This is a genomic window from Kocuria rosea (genome assembly GCF_023715525.1).
Classification (GTDB): Bacteria; Actinomycetota; Actinomycetes; order Actinomycetales; family Micrococcaceae; genus Kocuria; species Kocuria rosea_A.
This window is the reverse complement of the sequence record NZ_JAMBOG010000017.1, coordinates 22,975-39,796: the sequence shown is the minus strand read 5'-3', so window position 1 is coordinate 39,796 and position 16,822 is coordinate 22,975. Positions and strand designations below refer to the sequence as shown.

Genomic DNA, 16,822 nt, shown 5'->3' with positions numbered 1-16,822 from the left:
GCGGCGGCGCCGAGGGCCGCACCCACCGGGAGGGCCGAACCTCCCCCGCATCTCCACCCGAAGAGAGACCCAACGCGTATGTCTGTAACCTCCACCACCGCCCAGCGCGCCGACCTGCGCAACGTGGCCATCGTGGCCCACGTCGACCACGGCAAGACCACCATCGTGGACGCGATGCTGCAGCAGACGCACGCGTTCTCCGCCCACGGGGAGGTCGAGGAGCGCGTGATGGACTCCGGTGACCTGGAGCGCGAGAAGGGCATCACCATCCTCGCCAAGAACACCACGGTGTTCTACGACGGTCCCTCCGCGAACGGGGAGACCATCACCATCAACGTCATCGACACCCCGGGCCACGCGGACTTCGGCGGCGAGGTCGAGCGCGGCCTGTCCATGGTCGACGGCGTCGTCCTGCTCGTCGACGCGTCCGAGGGCCCGCTGCCCCAGACCCGCTTCGTGCTGCGCAAGGCCCTCGAGGCCAAGCTGCCCGTGATCCTCGTGGTCAACAAGGTCGACCGCCCCGACGCCCGCATCGAGGAGGTCGTGGGCGAGTCCATGGACCTGCTCCTGGGCCTCGCCTCGGACGTCTCCGAGGACGTCCCCGACCTCGACCTCGACGCCGTCCTCGACGTGCCCGTGGTCTACGCCGCCGGCAAGGCCGGGCGCGCCTCCGTCGAGCAGCCCGAGAACGGCACCCTGCCGGACAACGAGGACCTCGAGCCGCTGTTCAAGACCATCATCGAGCGCATCCCCGCCCCGTCCTACGACCCCGAGGGCGTGCTCCAGGCCCACGTCACCAACCTGGACGCCTCCCCGTTCCTGGGCCGCCTCGCGCTGCTGCGCATCTTCAACGGGACCCTGAAGAAGGGCCAGACCGTGGCCTGGGCCCGCGCGAACGGCGAGCTGAAGAACGTGCGGATCTCCGAGCTGCTGGCCACCAAGGGCCTCGAGCGCGTGCCGGCCGAGTCCGCCGGTCCCGGCGAGATCGTGGCCGTCGCCGGCATCGAGGACATCACCATCGGGGAGACCCTCACCGACCCCGAGAACCCGCAGCCGCTGCCGCTGATCACCGTGGACGACCCCGCGATCTCCATGACCATCGGCATCAACACCTCCCCGCTGGCCGGGCGCGTCAAGGGCGCCAAGGTCACCGCCCGCCAGGTCAAGGACCGCCTGGACAAGGAGCTGGTCGGCAACGTCTCGCTCAAGATCCTGCCGACCCAGCGCCCCGACGCCTGGGAGGTCCAGGGCCGCGGCGAGCTCGCCCTCGCCATCCTCGTGGAGCAGATGCGCCGCGAGGGCTTCGAGCTCACCGCCGGCAAGCCGCAGGTCGTGACCCGGACCGTCGACGGCAAGGTGCACGAGCCCTACGAGCACATGACCATCGACGTCCCCGAGGAGTACCTCGGCGCCGTGACCCAGCTGATGGCGGCCCGCAAGGGCCGCATGGAGGGCATGTCCAACCACGGCACCGGCTGGGTGCGCATGGAGTTCAAGGTCCCCTCCCGCGGGCTCATCGGCTTCCGCACCAAGTTCCTCACCGACACCCGCGGCGCGGGCATCGCCTCCTCCTACGCGGACGGCTACGAGCCGTGGGCCGGGGAGATCGAGTACCGCACCAACGGCTCGCTGGTGGCCGACCGCGCCGGCGTGGTCACCCCGTTCGCGATGATCAACCTGCAGGAGCGCGGGTCCTTCTTCGTGGAGCCGACCTCCGAGGTCTACGAGGGCATGATCGTGGGCGAGAACTCGCGCGCCGACGACATGGACGTGAACATCACCAAGGAGAAGAAGCTCACCAACATGCGTGCGGCCTCCTCGGACACCTTCGAGAACCTCACGCCCCCGCGCAAGCTCACCCTCGAGGAGTCCCTCGAGTTCGCCCGCGAGGACGAGTGCGTGGAGGTCACCCCGGACGCCATCCGCATCCGCAAGGTCATCCTCGACGCCAACGAGCGGCTGAAGGCCAACCGCGCCCGCGCCCGCGCCTGATCCCGGACCGCGACAGACGAGCGCACCAAGACCGGCCGTGACGCAGTCCGTCCCGTACTACCCCGAGCAGGGCGCCCTCGTGCACGAGGGCGCCCTGGCGGGCGTTCTGCCCCCGGGTCTGCGGCCCGAGGACGCCCGGCTGCTGTTCGTGCACGCCCACCCCGACGACGAGTCCATCGCGACGGGGGCCACGATGGGCCGCTACGCCGAGCTGGGGGCGCACGTGGTGCTGCTGACCATGACCCGGGGGGAGCGGGGCGAGGTCATCCCCGCGCCGCTGCGCCACCTGGAGGTCGGCCGGCCCGGCTGCCGGGACGACGGCACGGCGCTGGGGCTCTACCGCGTCGGTGAGCTGGAGGACGCCGCGGCGCGCCTGGGCGTGGCCGAGCGGTTCTTCGCGGGGGAGCCCCCGGCGCTCGACCCCGCCGTGGGCTTCGCCGGCGGGACGGGCCACTACCACGACTCCGGCATGTCCTGGGGCGCCGACGGGCGGGCCGCCCCGGCCGCCGACGCCTCAGCGCACAGCCTCACCGCCGCGACGGTCGACGAGGCCGCCGCCCACGTCGCCGCCGCGGTCCGGGCCGTGCGCCCGCACGTGCTCGTCACCTACGACGCCGACGGCGGCTACGGCCACCCCGACCACGTCCGCACCCACGAGGCGGCCGTGCGGGCCGTCGAGCTCGCCGCGCGCCCGGGCACGGGCCCGGACGGGACCCTCGCCGAGGCCTGGGAGGTCCCGCTCGTGTGGGCCGTCGAGGGCGAGGCCCGCCCGGACGACCCGCGCCCGCAAGCGGCGGTGCGCGGCTCCGCCGAGCGCAAGCGCGCGGCCATGGCCGCCCACGCCACGCAGCTGGTGCTGGCCGGGGACGGCTCCCGGTTCGCCCTGTCCAACGGCGTGTGGCAGACCTTAAGCGCCCTGGAGACCTTCCGGCTGCTCGCCGGGGACCTGCACGCCGCGGCCCCCGACGACGCTCCCGGAGCCGCCGCGGGGACCACGGCCGGACCGCTGTCGGTGCCCGCGAGCCTGCTGACGTCCGTGGCGGCCGGGGTCGTCGGCGGCAGCGTGGCGACCGTCCTGCACGGGGCCATCTGGTACTCCCCGGCCGGGTGGTGGCTGCCCTGGGGGCTGGTCTTCGGCGCGGCCCTGCTGCTGAGCGTGTCCGTGTGGGCGGGCACGGCGACCCGCCGCGTGTGGGCCGCGGCCGTGCCCGGGCTGGTCACCTACCTCGTGGCGTGGCTCTTCGCCTACGGCCGGGACGGCTCCGTCCTCGTGGTCACCGACCCGCAGGCGCCCATCGGCGTCGTGGGCCTGGCGTGGTTCGTGGTGGTCTTCGCCGCCACCGTGGTCTCCGCGCTCGTCACGGCCCGCTGGGTGCGCGCCCGGCGCCGGGGGGCCTGCCCCGCCTGAGCGGCTCAGCCCCGCCGCGGCCGCCGCGGGGGGGCGGGCGGGACCGCCCGGGCGGCGCGGACGTCGGCCGCCGCGATCACGACGTCGCCCCGGCGGGTGCGCACCGTGACCGTCCGCGCGTCCACGCCGGCCAGCTCGCCCAGGGCGTCGGTCAGCGGCAGCCCGGAGGCGTCGTCGGCGGGCAGGGCGTAGCGTACGCTCACGCGCGCGCCCTCGGGGAGCCCGGCGAGCAGCCGGAGCGCGGATGACGCCGATGTTGCGGATGTTGCGGGATCCATGCGCGTCATCGTAGCGAGGCGGAGGTCGTTAGACTGGCACGAGCACCCCAGCAGAAAGGTACGAACCACCGTGACGTACGTCATCGCCCAGCCCTGTGTCGACGTGAAGGACAAGGCCTGCGTCGAGGAGTGCCCCGTGGACTGCATCTACGAGGGCGAGCGCTCCCTCTACATCCACCCCGACGAGTGCGTGGACTGCGGGGCCTGCGAGCCGGTCTGCCCCGTCGAGGCCATCTACTACGAGGACGACACCCCGGAGGAGTGGGCCGACTACTACAAGGCCAACGTCGAGTTCTTCGACGACCTCGGCTCCCCGGGCGGCGCCGCGAAGCTCGGCAACACCCACAAGGACCACCCCATGATCGGGGCGCTGCCCCCGCAGAACCAGGGCGCGCAGTGACGGTGACGGCCCGGCCCTTCGGCCTGGACCTCCCGGACTACCCCTGGGACACGATGGCCCCCTACCGGGCCGTCGCCGCGCAGCACCCGGACGGCGTCGTGGACCTGTCGATCGGCACGCCCGTCGACCCCACCCCGGCCGTGGTCCGGGAGGCCCTGGCGGGTGCCGCCGACGCCCCCGGCTACCCGACCACCCACGGCACCCCCGCCCTGCGGGAGGCCGTCGTGGCGTGGTACGGGCGCCGCCGCGGCGTGCCGGGGCTGGACCCGGACGCCGTGATGCCCACCGTCGGCTCCAAGGAGCTCGTGGCGTGGCTGCCCCTGCTGCTCGGGCTGCGCCCGGGTGACGTGCTCGTGCGGCCCACGGTGGCCTACCCGACCTACGACATCGGGGCGCGGCTCGCCGGCGCCGAGGCCGTGGCGGCGGACGACCTCGACGAGCTCACCCCGGAGGTGCGCTCCCGCGTGCGCCTGGTGTGGATCAACTCGCCCGCCAACCCGACCGGGCGCGTGCGGGACGTGGCCTCGGTGCGGCGGATCGTGGACCAGGCCCGCGGCCTCGGGGCCGTCGTGGCCTCCGACGAGTGCTACGCGGAGCTCGGCTGGGGCGCGTGGGACGTCCAGCAGGGCGGCACGCCCGTCCCGTCCGTGCTGGACCCCCGGGTCACCGGCGGGGACCACGCCCTGCTGCTGTCCGCGTACTCCATGTCCAAGCAGTCCAACGTGGCCGGTTACCGTGCCGCGTTCCTGGCCGGGGACGGGGCGCTCATGCGCAGCCTCGTGAACTCCCGCAAGCACGCCGGCATGATCGTCCCGGCGCCGGTCCAGGAGGCCATGCGGGCGGGACTGGGCGACGACGAGCACGTCCAGGCGCAGAAGGCGCGCTACCGGTCCCGCCGGGAGCGGCTCGTGCCGGCGGTCGAGGCGTTCGGGCTGCGGATCGAGGACTCCGAGGCGGGGCTCTACCTGTGGGCCACCGCGGGCGAGGACACGTGGGAGACCGTGCGCCGCTTCGCCGAGCAGGGCGTCGTCGTCGGCCCCGGCGTCTTCTACGGGACGGCGGGTGAGGGCCACGTGCGCCTGGCCCTCACCGCCGCCGACGAGCGGATCGACGCGGCCGTGGAGCGCCTCCGCGGCGCCTGAGGAACCCGGGCGGCGCGCCCGCCGGCCCCGGCGCGGGAATTGGTCGCGGCGCAGACCGAGGAGTAGGTTGGACCTGATTGATGCCGTGTCCCGCGACACGCTCCTGCCGCGCCCGAGGTGGTGCCCGGCGGGTCCGGTCCGGAAGCGGCCACTGAACCCATCCGCGGAGGACGAACATGACTGAGTCTGCACAGGGGCCTGCGACGGCCCAGCTCGCGTACGGCGAGGGCCGGAGCCTGGAGCTCCCGATCCTGGATGCGACCGAGGGCAACAAGGGGTACGCGATCTCCAGCCTGCTCAAGGAGACCGGCAACGTCTCCTTCGACCCGGGCTTCGTGAACACCGCCAACGCGCGCTCGGCGATCACCTACATCGACGGCGCCAACGGCATCCTGCGCTACCGCGGCTACCCGATCGAGGAGCTCGCGGAGCACTCCAGCTTCATCGAGACCGCGTACCTGCTGATCTACGGCGAGCTGCCCACCCCGGAGCAGCTGGCCGACTTCGACACGCGCATCCGCCGCCACACGATGGTCCACGAGGACCTCAAGAGCTTCTTCAACGGCTTCCCGCGCAACGCGCACCCGATGCCGGTGCTGTCCTCGGCCGTGTCGGCGCTGTCGACGTTCTACGCCGACTCCCTGAACCCGTTCGACGAGGAGCAGGTGGAGATCTCCACGATCCGCCTGCTCGCCAAGGTCCCCACGCTGGCGGCGTACGCGTTCAAGAAGTCCAAGGGCGAGCCGATGCTCTACCCGCACAACGAGCTCAACTACTCGGAGAACTTCCTGCGGATGTGCTTCGGCGTCCCCGCCGAGGACTACGAGATCGACCCCACCATGGCCAAGGCCCTCGACGTGCTGCTGATGCTGCACGCCGACCACGAGCAGAACTGCTCGACCTCCACCGTGCGGCTCGTGGGCTCCTCCCACGCGAACATGTTCGCGTCGGTCTCCGCCGGCATCAACGCCCTCTACGGCCCCCTGCACGGCGGCGCCAACGAGGCCGTGCTGGCCATGCTCAACCGGATCCAGCAGGACGGCATCAAGCCCGAGGACTTCATGGAGAAGGTGAAGAACAAGGAGGCCGGGGTCCGGCTCATGGGCTTCGGCCACCGGGTCTACAAGAACTACGACCCGCGCGCCCGCATCGTCAAGGACTACGCCCACGACCTGCTGGAGAAGCTCGGCGGCAACGACGAGCAGCTCGAGATCGCGATGCGCCTGGAGGACAAGGCCCTCGCCGACGACTACTTCGTGGAGCGCAAGCTGTACCCGAACGTCGACTTCTACACCGGCCTGATCTACAAGGCCATGGGCTTCCCGGAGAAGATGTTCACCGTGCTCTTCGCGATCGGGCGCCTGCCCGGCTGGATCGCCCAGTGGCGCGAGATGATCGAGGACCCCGAGAGCAAGATCGGCCGTCCGCGCCAGCTCTACGTGGGCGAGGGGGAGCGGCACTACCCGCAGGCCTGAGCCGAGCCCGCACGACGGCCGGGGCCGCGCGTCCTCCCGGGGGACGCGCGGCCCCGGCCGTTGGCCGTGCCCCGGTAGGGTGGGGCGCATGAGCGAGCAGCGGCACACCCCCGACCGGATCACGGAGCTCGGCCCGGACGAGGTCTTCGTCTTCGGCTCCAACGCGCGCGGCGCCCACCTGGCCGGCGCGGCGCGCACCGCCGTCGAGCGCTTCGGGGCCGAGCCCGGTGTGGGCCACGGACTGCGGGGGCGCTCCTACGCCATCGACACCATGAGCGGCTTCGCGGTCCTGGAGCGGGAGGCCGCCGCGTTCGTGGACTTCGCCCGGGCCCACCCCGAGCTCACGTTCTGGCTCACCCGGGTGGGCACCGGCATCGCGGGCCACGACGAGCGCAAGGTCGCGGACCTCTTCGCCGGCGCCCCCGCCAACGTGGTCCGGCCCCGGGGCTGGTGAGCCCCGGGGCCGCCGCTCAGGCGCCGGTGGCGTAGCCCTGCGGGTTGCTGCGCTGCCAGTTCCAGTGGTCGCGGCACATCGTGTCGATGTCGCGCCGCGCCGACCAGCCGAGCTCGGCCAGCGCCGCCGAGGGGTCGGCGTAGGAGACCGCGGCGTCGCCCGGGCGCCGGGCGACGACCTCGTAGGGGACGGTGCGCCCGGAGGCCCTCTCGAAGGCCGCGTGGACCTCGAGCACCGAGTAGCCCTTGCCCGTGCCGAGGTTCCAGGTGTGCACCCCGCCGTGGGCGGCGACGTGGTCGAGCGCCTTGAGATGGCCCTCGGCGAGGTCGACCACGTGGATGTAGTCGCGCACCCCCGTGCCGTCGGCGGTGGGGTAGTCGGCGCCGAAGACCCGCAGCTTCTCCCGCCGGCCCACGGCCACCTGGGCGATGAACGGCAGCAGGTTGTTGGGCACGCCCGTGGGGTCCTCGCCGATCCGGCCGGACTCGTGGGCGCCGACGGGGTTGAAGTAGCGCAGCAGGGCGACGCTCCAGGACGGGTCGGAGGCGGCGAGGTCGACGAGCATGTCCTCGATGTGCTCCTTGGTGCGCCCGTACGGGTTCTGGGCGTCCATGGGCTGCTTCTCGGTCAGCGGCATCTGCTCCGGGGCGCCGTAGACGGTCGCGGAGGAGGAGAAGACGATGGAGCGGCAGCCGTTGGCCTCCATCGCCTGCAGCAGGTTCAGGGTGCCGGTGACGTTGGTGCGGTAGTACCACAGGGGCTTCTCGGCGGACTCGCCCACGGCCTTGAGCCCGGCGAAGTGGATCACGGCCTGGGGGCGGTGCTCGGCGAAGAGGGCGTCCAGGCCGGCGGGGTCCAGCAGGTCGGTCCGGGAGAACGCGGTGACCGGCCGGCCCGCCAGCTCCTCGACCCGCTCCAGGGAGGCGCGGGAGGAGTTGGCGAGGTTGTCCATCACGACGACGTCGTGGCCAGCGTCCAGCAGGGCGAGGACGGTGTGCGAGCCGATGTAGCCGGTTCCCCCGGTGACGAGAATCTTCATGCCCTCAGCGTATCGGCCCCGGCGGCAGGCCCGCTCAGCGGCTCGCGAGGACGACGACGAGGTCGGCGGCCGCCGGGGCGCCGTCGGGGTGGGCCTCGGCGCCGGCCCGCCAGCCGGGGGCGGGCGCGAAGCGGGTGGTGCGCTGGTCGTCGCGGACCCAGGTGCGCCCGTCGAAGGAGACCTCGGTGATCCCCAGCTCGGCCGCGTGGGCGAGCGCCCAGTGCGCCGCGGCCCAGCCCGCCGCCTCCTCCGGGCCGGGCACGACCACCCGGTCGCCGTCGGCCCGGGGCGCGGGCAGGGCGGTCCCCAGCGCGTCGGCGAGGGCGCCGGCGGCCCGCGTCGCGTCCCCGGGCTCCGCGGGCGGGGGCAGCACGCAGTTGAGGGAGGCCTCGCTGCGCCCGGTGAGGCTGTCCGCCCAGGCGCGGGCCAGGCCCTCGTGCTTGGCGTACGCGTCCGGGTGGGCGGAGCGCTGGACGGCCTGCGCCGCCTCGGTCACGGGCAGCGAGCGGTAGTCGGTCGTGGCGAGGCGGTCGTAGAAGGCGCGGGTGGCGTACTCGGGGTCGAGGATCTGCTCCACCGTGCCCCAGCCCTGGGACGGGCGCTGCTGGAACAGGCCCACGGAGTCCCGGTCGCCGTAGTCGACGTTCACCAGCGCAGACTCCTGCATCGCCGTGGCCAGCGCCACGACGGCCGCGTACGGGTCGGCGCCGCGCTCCACGGACTCCGCCGTCACGAGCGCGGCGTTGGCCGCCTGCACCGCGGAGAGCACGTGCCGCTGGGGCTCCCCGTCGGCGCCCGTGGTCGTCACCACGCACCGCGGCTCGCCGGCGGAGGGCCGGCCCGCGCGCAGCTCCACGGCGACGAGGGCGGCGGCGGCCACCAGCCCGCAGCACAGGAGGAGGACGAACAGGCTCAGCCAGGCCGTCCTGGTGCGGCGGCCGGAGGCGGGGGAGGACACGGGAACTCCTGGACGGGCGGAACGGGGAGGGGACGGGGCCGAGGAGCGGGCGGCCGGTGCGGCGGCCGGGAGCACCGGCCGGGAGCACCGGCCCCCCGCCGGGAAGGGGAGGAGCCGGGGCTCAGTTGGCGTGCAGCGCCGCGTTGAGCTCCACGGTCCCGCCGGCGCGCGGCAGGACCTCGACCGCGCCGGTGAGGGAGTTGCGGCGGAACAGCAGGTTGGGCAGCCCGGACAGCTCCGAGGCCTTGGCCGTGGACTCCTGCCCGTCGGCGTGCACGCTCACCCGGGTGCCCGCGGTGACGTAGAGCCCGGCCTCGACCACGCAGTCGTCGCCCAGGGAGATGCCCACGCCCGAGTTCGCGCCGAGCAGCACCCGCTCGCCCACGGTGATCCGCTCCTTGCCGCCCCCGGAGAGGGTGCCCATGATGGAGGCGCCGCCGCCGACGTCCGTCGCGTCGCCCACGACGACGCCGGCGCTGATCCGGCCCTCGACCATCGACTGGCCGAGCGTGCCGGCGTTGAAGTTCACGAAGCCCTCGTGCATCACGGTGGTCCCCTCGGCCAGGTGGGCGCCCAGCCGGATCCGGCTGGCGTCGCCGATCCGCACGCCGGAGGGCACCACGTAGTCGACCATGCGCGGGAACTTGTCGACGCTGTGCACGGTGACGTGCCCGCCGGAGGCCCTGAGCCGCGCCCGCAGGGCGTCGAGCTCCTCGGCCAGCACGGGCCCGCGGTCCGTCCAGGCCACGTTGGCCAGCAGCCCGAAGACGCCGTCCAGGTTCAGGGTGTTCGGGCGCACGAGGCGGTGGGAGAGCAGGTGCAGGCGCAGGTACGCGTCGGCGGCGTCGGCGGGGGCGTCGTCGAGGTCGACCACCGTCTCGACGACCTCGGCGCGCACGTTGCGCTCCGGGTCGGCGGTGGCCGCGAGCCGCAGCTCGGCGCCGAGCGCGGTGTCGACCGCGCCGGACAGGGACGGTGCGGGGTACCAGACGTCGAGGACGGTGCCCTCCTTGGGGCCGGAGGCCACGACGGTGGCCAGGCCGAGTCCGGAGGCGGGACGGGAGGTGGAAGCAGTCATGGCCTCCATCCTAGGGGGACCGTCGCGGCCGGTCCGCCCGGGGGCCGCCGCTATGCTGGCGCCATGACTGCCCCCGAGACCGCCCCCGGGACCGTCCCCGGCGCCGCCCGTACCCTCGACCTCGCCGCGGACCCCGCCGACCTCACGGCGGCCCTGGTCGACCTGCACTCCGTCTCCGACCACGAGGGCCCTCTCGCCGACGCCGTGGAGGCCGCGCTGCGCCGGCTGCCGCACCTGAGCGTGCACCGCGACGGGGACGCGGTGGTCGCCCGCACCGAGCTGGGCCGGGCGGAACGGGTCGTGCTGGCGGGCCACCTGGACACCGTGCCGCTGCCGACCGCGCCCGGCGCCCGCGGGACCGTCCCCTCCTCGTGGGCCGACGGCGGCCGGGTGCTCTACGGCCGCGGCACCGTGGACATGAAGGGCGGCGTGGCCGTCCAGCTGGCGCTCGCCGCCGCCCTCACGGCCCCGAACCGGGACGTCAGCTACGTCTTCTACGACCACGAGGAGGTCGACGCGGCCTCGAGCGGGCTCGCCCGGCTGCAGCGCAACACCCCCGCCCTGCTCGCGGCGGACTTCGCGGTGCTCCTCGAGCCCACCGACGGGACCGTGGAGGGCGGGTGCAACGGCACGATGCGGTTCCGGATCACGACCACGGGCCGCGCCGCCCACTCGGGCCGGTCCTGGATCGGCGACAACGCCATCCACAAGCAGGCCGACGTCCTGGCCCGCCTCGCCGCCTACGAGGCGCGCACCGTCGCGGTGGAGGGCCTCGAGTACCGCGAGGGGCTCAACGCCATCCGGATCACCGGAGGCGTGGCCGGGAACGTGATCCCCGACGCGGCGAGCGTGGAGGTCAACTACCGCTTCGCCCCGGACCGGACCCCCGAGGAGGCCCTCGCCCACGTGCGGGAGGTCTTCGCCGGCTACGAGCTCCAGGTCACGGACCTGTCCCCGGCGGCCCGCCCCGGCCTGGACCGCCCGGCCGCGGCGGCGTTCGTGGCCGCGGTGGGCCACGAGCCGAAGCCGAAGTACGGCTGGACCGACGTGGCGCGCTTCTCGCAGATGGGCGTGCCGGCCGTGAACTTCGGCCCCGGCGACGCCCTGCTCGCCCACACCGACGACGAGCACGTGCCCGCCGAGGCCGTGCGGCAGTGCTACCGCGCCCTCGCGGCCTGGCTCACGGACTGAGCGGCTGGCGCGGCCGGCGGGCCGTCAGGCGGTCTCCTCGGCGGCCAGCGGGCCCTCCGCCGGCCTGGTCGGGCCTGCCGTCCGGTAGCTGAGGAACCGGGACAGCCAGGCCGCCAGGACCGTGAGCAGGTAGTTGATGACCACGAAGACCAGCGCGGCCACGAACAGGGCCTGGAGGATGTTGCCGTCCCCGGAGCCGAGCCGGCGGGCGCTGGCCAGCAGCTCGGGATAGGTGATGATGTAGCCCAGCGCGGTGTCCTTGAGGATGACCACGAACTGGCTGACCATCGACGGGAGCATCGCCGTCAGCGCCTGCGGCAGCTCCACGAGGCGCAGCGTCCGGGACGGCGTGAGGCCGATGGCGAGGCCCGCCTCCCGCTGGCCCTTGGGCAGCTGGTGGACGCCGGAGCGGATCAGCTCCGCGATCACGGAGCCGTTGTAGAACATCAGCCCCAGCACCACGGCCCAGAACGGCACGGCGGCGGGCTCCACCAGGTCGGCGCGGCCGATGCCCAGGTAGAAGAAGATCATCATCACCAGCACGGGCACCGCACGGAAGAACTCCACGACGGCGGTCGAGACCCAGCGCACCGGGGCGAGCTGGGAGAGCCGGCCCAGCCCGAAGGCCAGGCCGAACGCCACGGAGAGCACCACGGCCAGCAGCGCCGCCTTCAGGGTCTGCACCAGGCCCGGCAGGAGGAAGTTCTCCCACGTGCGCCCGGTGAACAGGGACGCCCACTTCGTGGCGTCCAGCTGCCCCTGGTCGGCGAGCTTGCCGAGGACGGCCCAGGCGAGGGCGGCGACGAGCAGCACCCCCACCACGTTGAGGACCGCGGTGGTCCGGCGGGCCCGGGGCCCCTGGACGTCGAAGAGGACGTTCTGGGCCGTCGAGGAGGCCATCAGCGCTTCACCGCCAGTTTCCGGGAGGCCCAGGTGGTGAGCAGGCCCACCGGGACGACGAGCAGGACGAAGCCGAGCGCCACGGTGAGGAAGACCGCGATGATGACGTCCGGGCGGAACTCGATCATGGTCTTCATCAGGGCCGAGATCTCGGTGACGGACGCGGCCGCGGCGACGGTGGTGTTCTTGGTCAGGGCGATGAGGGTGTTGCCCAGCGGGGTGATCGCCCCGCGCAGCGCCTGCGGGAAGATGACCAGCCGGGCCGCGGGCAGGAAGCTCAGCCCGATCGCCCGGGCGGCCTCGGCCTGGCCCACGGGCACGGTGTTCACGCCGGAGCGGATGGCCTCGCACACGAACGCGGCGTGGTAGACCGTCAGGCCGAGCACGGCGTAGACGAAGAAGTTCCGGTTGAAGTCCGAGGACAGGGCGATGCCCAGCTGGCTCCACACGCCCAGGATCAGGAACACCAGGATGATGGTCAGGGGCGTGTTGCGGAACAGGTTGACGTAGCCGGTCCCGAGCAGCCGCAGCGACGCGACGGGGGAGATGCGCATGAGCGCGACCAGGGAGCCCAGCAGCATCGACCCGATCGCGGCGAAGAAGGTCAGCTTGATGTTGACCCAGAAGGCGCCGAGCACGTCGTACTGGACGAACAGGCTCGCGAAGTCGTTCAGGTAGTCGGTCACGGGAGCTCCCGGAGCTCGCGCAGGTCCTGGGTCACGGCAGTGCCCTTCGTCGGTCGGTCGGCGGGTCGGCGGTCCCGCGGGGTGGCGGCGCGGGGAGCGGGACGGGTCCCGGGCGCCGTGGCCGGGCACGGGGCCCGGCCACGGCGCCGCTCACGCGCGGGCGGCGCGCGGGTCCCCGCTCAGGCGCAGGGCTCCGGCGTCGGCGGGTTGAGCTGGGCGTTGAACTCGTAGTCCGCGCCCTCGGTGTTCGCGGTCACGGCCTCCTGCCAGGCGCCCTCGTCGATCATCTTGGTGATGGCCTCGTTGATCGCCTCGCACCGGTCGGAGCCCTTGGGCAGGCCCACGCCGTAGTTCTCCTCGGAGAACGTGTTGCCGACGACCTTGAACTTGCCCGCGTTGGCCTCCGTGGAGGCCAGGCCGGCCAGGATGATGTCGTCGGTGGTCACCGCGTCCACCTGGCCGGACTCCAGGAAGGTCACGCACTCGGCGTAGCCGCCCTGCTCGACGAGGTTCACCCCGGGCACCTCCTCCTTGACCTTGACCGCGGAGGTCGAGCCGGTGACCGAGCACAGGTTCTTGCCCTCGAGGTCCTCGGGGCCGGTGATGCCGGTCTCGTCGGCGCGCACCAGCAGGTCCTGGCCGGCGACGAAGTACGGGCCCGCGAAGTCCACGGTCTGCCGGCGCTCGTCGGTGATGGAGTAGGTCGCGAAGATCATGTCGACCTGGTCGTTGGCGAGCATGTTCTCGCGGTTCGCCGAGGGGGACTCGACCCACTCGATCTGGTCCTCCGCGTAGCCGAGCTCCCCGGCCACGTACTTGGCGACGTCGACGTCGAAGCCCGTGTACTGGTCGCCGTCCTGGAAGCCGAGGCCCGGCTGGTCGAACTTGATGCCGATCCGGACGGTCTCGCCGCCCCCGTCGCCGCCGGCGGTCTCCGAACCGCCGCCGTCGCCCCCTCCGCACGCGGTGAGGGTCAGGGCGGCCACGGCGGCCATCGCGGCCAGTCCGAGGGGCTTGGTGTGGCGCATGGTGTGCTCCTTGCTTCAGGTGGGAACGATGGGTCGGAGGGGACGGCGGGTCAGTGCCCGAGGATCTTGCCCAGGAAGTCCTTGGCGCGCTCGGAGCGCGGAGCGGTGAAGAACTCCTCCGGGGTGCTCTCCTCGACGATCTGCCCGTCCGCCATGAACACGACGCGGTCGGCGGCCTTGCGGGCGAAGCCCATCTCGTGGGTGACCACGATCATCGTCATGCCCTGCTTCGCGAGGGCCACCATGGTGTCGAGGACCTCGTTGATCATCTCGGGGTCCAGGGCGGAGGTCGGCTCGTCGAAGAGCATGACCTTCGGGTCCATGGCCAGGGCGCGGGCGATCGCCACGCGCTGCTGCTGGCCGCCGGAGAGCTGGGCGGGCAGCTTCTCCGCCTGGTTGGCCACCCCGACCCGTGTGAGCAGCTCCATGGCGCGCTGCTTGGCCTCGGCGGCCGACTTCCCCCGGACCTTCATGGGCCCGAGGGTCACGTTCTGCAGCACGGACTTGTGCGCGAAGAGGTTGAAGGACTGGAAGACCATCCCGACGTCGGCCCGCAGCCGCGCGAGCGCCGCGCCCTCCTCGGGCAGGCGCTTGCCGTCGATGAGGATCTCGCCGTCGTCGATGCCCTCGAGCCGGTTGATGGCGCGGCACAGCGTGGACTTGCCGGAGCCGGAGGGGCCGATCACGACCACCACCTCCCCGCGGCGCACCGCGAGGTTGATGTCCTTGAGCACGTGCAGGTCCCCGAAGTGCTTGTTGACGTGCGAGACGCGGACCAGGGCGTCGCCCCCGCCTGGAGCGGGGGGCGACGCGGCGGGCGGTGTGGCGTGTGACATACCGTCGAACATAGTCGAAATCGAGGGGGTGCGAGGCTCCGGGCGTTGCGATTGCGTAAAATATTTACTCGTCCGTAGCCCCGTGTTCCGGGGCCCGCGCCGCGACGCGGGGCGGCGCCGGCGGCCCCGGCGCATAGCCTGGGAGCATGAGCGAACTCCTCCTCGCGCTGACCGGCGTCGTGCTGCTGCTGACCGTCGTGGCGGTGGTGGTCCTGGGCCGGGACCGCCCGCCGGCGTGGGCCTCCCGCGGCGGCGTGGGCCCCGAGCCCGCCCCGGACGCGCCGCTGGTGCTGCCCGAGCACCCCGGCCCCGACGACGTCGGCCGGATCGCGTTCCACGTCCGCCGCCGCGGCTACGACCCCGAGGAGGTCCACGCGGTGCTCGACCACCTCGCCCGGCGGCTGCCGGAGGAGGGCCCGGCCACCGGCCCGGCACCGCGCGCGTGAGCTCGCCGGCGGTCGTCCGGACCGGCCTCGCGCGGGCGCTCTGCCGCCTGACCGCTCTGCCCCCGTGGGCGCAGGCCCTGCTCGTCTGGGCGGCGTCCCGGGCGTGGGGGTGGGCGGTGTTCACCACGGTCGCCCGCCGGCAGGGCCCGGGGCCGTGGGGCGACGGCGCCCTCGGCTACCTGGCCTTCGCCGGGACCTGGGACTCCGACTGGTACGAGCGCATCGCCCGCGAGGGCTACCCCGGGACCGTGCCCCGCGACGCGGCGGGCCGGGCGCAGGAGAACGCGTGGGCGTTCTATCCCGTCTTCCCGCTGCTCGTGCGGGGGCTCATGGCCCCCACGGGCTGGAGCTGGGACGCCACGGCCTCGACGGTCTCCCTGCTGGCGGGCTTCGGGGCGGCCGTGCTGGTGCTGCGGCTCTTCCGGCGCCTCGCGTCCCCGGCCACCGCCCTGTGGGGACTGGCGTTCGTGGCGTTCGCCCCGGTCGCGCCCGTGCTCCAGGTGCCCTACGCCGAGTCGCTGCACCTGCTGCTGCTCGCCGCGGCCCTGCTGCTGGTCTGCTCGGGGCGCCACCTCCAGGCGGCTCCGGTGGTGCTGCTCATGTGCCTGACCCGCCCCGCGGGCGTGCCGTTCGCGGCGGCCCTCGGCATCGCGTGGTTCGTGCGCACCCTCCGGCGCCGGCGCTCCGGGCGGCTGCGGCGCGCCCGCGACGCCGTCGACGGGCTGCTCGGGCTCGCGCTGTTCTCGTGCGCCGCCGCGCTCGCGTGGCCGGCGCTCGCGTGGTGGGCCACGGGGGAGCCGGCGGCGTACACGGACACCGAGACGGCCTGGCGGGGCGAGGACCTGCGGCTCGTGGCGCCGTGGTTCGCCACGGGCGCGGACCTGTTCGGCCCGGTGGCCGGCGCCGTGGCGCCCGTGCTGCTCGTCGCCGGCGCGGCGGCGCTGCTGCGGGCGCGGGGAGTGCGGGAGCAGCTGGACCCGTTCGTGCGCGGGTGGCTGGCCTGCTACGGGGTCTACCTCCTGCTGTTCCTGCACCCGCAGACCAGCACCTTCCGGCTGCTGCTGCCGTTGTTCCCCCTGGCGCTGCCGCTGGCCGCGGTCTCGGACTCCCGCGCCTACCGGGTGGCCTGCGTGCTCGCCGGCGCCGTCCTGCAGCTCGTGTGGGTGGGCTGGCTGTGGCACTGGAAGCAGCTGCCGGGGGGCGGGGACTACCCGCCCTGACCGCGCTCCGGCCGCGCCCCGGCGTGCGCTGTGCCCGCCGGGGTGGTCCCGGGCAGGTGCGGCGGCTCGGATAGGATGGGAGTCACAGCTACTGAGGAAGAGGAGTTCCCACATGGCGGCCATGAAGCCGAGAACCGGTGACGGACCGATGGAGGTCACCAAGGAGGGGCGCAGCCTGATCATGCGCGTTCCGCTCGAGGGCGGCGGACGGCTCGTGGTCGAGCTGAAGCCGGACGAGGCCGCGGAGCTCAGGGAGTGCCTGGCCGGCGTGACCGAGTAGCGTCACCCGGA

18 protein-coding genes are annotated in these 16,822 nt (G+C 73.6%); 10 read left to right on the top strand and 8 right to left on the bottom strand.

Translation table 11 applies throughout. From position 1 onward, the window contains the following. Positions 1–78 precede the first annotated feature (78 nt). On the top strand, positions 79–1,992 hold the full coding sequence (gene typA, locus M3185_RS12425; protein WP_251333994.1) for a translational GTPase TypA: 1,914 nt from the start codon (positions 79–81) through the stop codon (positions 1,990–1,992). A gap of 37 nt (positions 1,993–2,029) precedes the next feature. After that, positions 2,030–3,400, top strand: a complete 1,371-nt coding sequence (locus M3185_RS12420) for a PIG-L family deacetylase (RefSeq protein WP_251333993.1) — start codon at positions 2,030–2,032, stop codon at positions 3,398–3,400. A 5-nt stretch (positions 3,401–3,405) separates the two neighbouring features. Here M3185_RS12420 and M3185_RS12415 read toward each other — a convergent pair whose 3' ends face one another. Continuing rightward, the gene (locus tag M3185_RS12415; RefSeq protein ID WP_445298422.1) at positions 3,406–3,678 is read right to left on the bottom strand and encodes a putative acetyltransferase; all 273 of its coding nucleotides are present in this window, start codon (positions 3,676–3,678) and stop codon (positions 3,406–3,408) included. A gap of 70 nt (positions 3,679–3,748) precedes the next feature. Here M3185_RS12415 and fdxA point away from each other — a divergent pair, with 70 nt between their 5' ends. From fdxA to M3185_RS12395, 4 genes are all read left to right on the top strand, one after another. Beyond that, on the top strand, positions 3,749–4,078 hold the full coding sequence (gene fdxA, locus M3185_RS12410; protein ID WP_251333991.1) for a ferredoxin: 330 nt from the start codon (positions 3,749–3,751) through the stop codon (positions 4,076–4,078). Next, positions 4,075–5,220 carry a succinyldiaminopimelate transaminase gene (gene dapC, locus M3185_RS12405; protein ID WP_308222202.1) on the top strand — a complete coding sequence of 382 codons (1,146 nt, stop codon included), beginning with the start codon at positions 4,075–4,077 and terminating at the stop codon, positions 5,218–5,220. The genes fdxA and dapC overlap by 4 nt, the downstream gene beginning before the upstream one ends. A 176-nt stretch (positions 5,221–5,396) precedes the next feature. Next, positions 5,397–6,695, top strand: a complete 1,299-nt coding sequence (locus tag M3185_RS12400; RefSeq protein ID WP_251333990.1) for a citrate synthase — start codon at positions 5,397–5,399, stop codon at positions 6,693–6,695. A gap of 88 nt (positions 6,696–6,783) precedes the next feature. Further along, positions 6,784–7,149, top strand: a complete 366-nt coding sequence (locus M3185_RS12395; RefSeq protein ID WP_251333989.1) for an A1S_2505 family phage non-structural protein — start codon at positions 6,784–6,786, stop codon at positions 7,147–7,149. A gap of 16 nt (positions 7,150–7,165) precedes the next feature. On the opposite strand, the gene galE is transcribed toward M3185_RS12395, so the two are convergent. From galE to dapD, 3 genes are all read right to left on the bottom strand, one after another. Further along, entirely contained in the window at positions 7,166–8,188 is a 1,023-nt protein-coding gene (gene galE, locus M3185_RS12390) for a UDP-glucose 4-epimerase GalE (protein WP_251333988.1), read from the bottom strand. A 34-nt stretch (positions 8,189–8,222) separates the two neighbouring features. After that, positions 8,223–9,146 (bottom strand): hypothetical protein, encoded by a 924-nt coding sequence (locus tag M3185_RS12385; RefSeq protein WP_251333987.1) that lies wholly within the window; start codon positions 9,144–9,146, stop codon positions 8,223–8,225. Between the two features lie 121 nt (positions 9,147–9,267). Further along, a complete protein-coding gene (dapD, locus tag M3185_RS12380; RefSeq protein WP_251333986.1) occupies positions 9,268–10,233 on the bottom strand; it encodes a 2,3,4,5-tetrahydropyridine-2,6-dicarboxylate N-succinyltransferase in 966 nt (321 codons plus the stop codon). A 54-nt stretch (positions 10,234–10,287) separates the two neighbouring features. Between dapD and dapE the strand changes: the two genes are divergently transcribed. Then, positions 10,288–11,415 carry a succinyl-diaminopimelate desuccinylase gene (gene dapE, locus M3185_RS12375; protein ID WP_251333985.1) on the top strand — a complete coding sequence of 376 codons (1,128 nt, stop codon included), beginning with the start codon at positions 10,288–10,290 and terminating at the stop codon, positions 11,413–11,415. Between the two features lie 24 nt (positions 11,416–11,439). Here dapE and M3185_RS12370 read toward each other — a convergent pair whose 3' ends face one another. From M3185_RS12370 to M3185_RS12355, 4 genes are all read right to left on the bottom strand, one after another. Then, positions 11,440–12,315 (bottom strand): amino acid ABC transporter permease, encoded by an 876-nt coding sequence (locus M3185_RS12370; RefSeq protein WP_251333984.1) that lies wholly within the window; start codon positions 12,313–12,315, stop codon positions 11,440–11,442. Beyond that, positions 12,315–13,001: an amino acid ABC transporter permease gene (locus M3185_RS12365; protein WP_251333983.1), complete on the bottom strand. Its 687-nt coding sequence runs from the start codon at positions 12,999–13,001 to the stop codon at positions 12,315–12,317. The genes M3185_RS12370 and M3185_RS12365 overlap by 1 nt, the downstream gene beginning before the upstream one ends. Positions 13,002–13,180: 179 nt before the next feature. Further along, positions 13,181–14,029 (bottom strand): glutamate ABC transporter substrate-binding protein, encoded by an 849-nt coding sequence (locus M3185_RS12360; protein ID WP_251333982.1) that lies wholly within the window; start codon positions 14,027–14,029, stop codon positions 13,181–13,183. 50 nt (positions 14,030–14,079) lie between these two features. Further along, entirely contained in the window at positions 14,080–14,865 is a 786-nt protein-coding gene (locus M3185_RS12355; RefSeq protein ID WP_374238507.1) for an amino acid ABC transporter ATP-binding protein, read from the bottom strand. A 146-nt stretch (positions 14,866–15,011) separates the two neighbouring features. Between M3185_RS12355 and M3185_RS12350 the strand changes: the two genes are divergently transcribed. The 3 genes from M3185_RS12350 (at position 15,012) to M3185_RS12340 (ending at position 16,811) form a co-directional block, all read left to right on the top strand. Then, positions 15,012–15,311: a DivIVA domain-containing protein gene (locus M3185_RS12350; protein ID WP_251333981.1), complete on the top strand. Its 300-nt coding sequence runs from the start codon at positions 15,012–15,014 to the stop codon at positions 15,309–15,311. Next, positions 15,308–16,531 carry a hypothetical protein gene (locus tag M3185_RS12345; RefSeq protein ID WP_251333980.1) on the top strand — a complete coding sequence of 408 codons (1,224 nt, stop codon included), beginning with the start codon at positions 15,308–15,310 and terminating at the stop codon, positions 16,529–16,531. Before M3185_RS12350 ends, M3185_RS12345 begins: the two co-directional genes overlap by 4 nt. A gap of 112 nt (positions 16,532–16,643) precedes the next feature. Further along, positions 16,644–16,811 (top strand): DUF3117 domain-containing protein, encoded by a 168-nt coding sequence (locus M3185_RS12340; RefSeq protein ID WP_188535063.1) that lies wholly within the window; start codon positions 16,644–16,646, stop codon positions 16,809–16,811. Positions 16,812–16,822: the final 11 nt, after the last annotated feature.

Coding starts and splice junctions, on each gene's coding strand:
- typA (WP_251333994.1), top strand. CDS start 79: ATGTCTGTAACCTCCACCACCGCCCAGCGCGCCGACCTGCGCAACGTG.
- M3185_RS12415 (WP_445298422.1), bottom strand. CDS start 3,678: ATGGATCCCGCAACATCCGCAACATCGGCGTCATCCGCGCTCCGGCTG.
- M3185_RS12400 (WP_251333990.1), top strand. CDS start 5,397: ATGACTGAGTCTGCACAGGGGCCTGCGACGGCCCAGCTCGCGTACGGC.
- M3185_RS12395 (WP_251333989.1), top strand. CDS start 6,784: ATGAGCGAGCAGCGGCACACCCCCGACCGGATCACGGAGCTCGGCCCG.
- galE (WP_251333988.1), bottom strand. CDS start 8,188: ATGAAGATTCTCGTCACCGGGGGAACCGGCTACATCGGCTCGCACACC.
- dapD (WP_251333986.1), bottom strand. CDS start 10,233: ATGGAGGCCATGACTGCTTCCACCTCCCGTCCCGCCTCCGGACTCGGC.
- dapE (WP_251333985.1), top strand. CDS start 10,288: ATGACTGCCCCCGAGACCGCCCCCGGGACCGTCCCCGGCGCCGCCCGT.
- M3185_RS12370 (WP_251333984.1), bottom strand. CDS start 12,315: ATGGCCTCCTCGACGGCCCAGAACGTCCTCTTCGACGTCCAGGGGCCC.
- M3185_RS12360 (WP_251333982.1), bottom strand. CDS start 14,029: ATGCGCCACACCAAGCCCCTCGGACTGGCCGCGATGGCCGCCGTGGCC.
- M3185_RS12355 (WP_374238507.1), bottom strand. CDS start 14,865: ATGTCACACGCCACACCGCCCGCCGCGTCGCCCCCCGCTCCAGGCGGG.
- M3185_RS12350 (WP_251333981.1), top strand. CDS start 15,012: ATGAGCGAACTCCTCCTCGCGCTGACCGGCGTCGTGCTGCTGCTGACC.
- M3185_RS12340 (WP_188535063.1), top strand. CDS start 16,644: ATGGCGGCCATGAAGCCGAGAACCGGTGACGGACCGATGGAGGTCACC.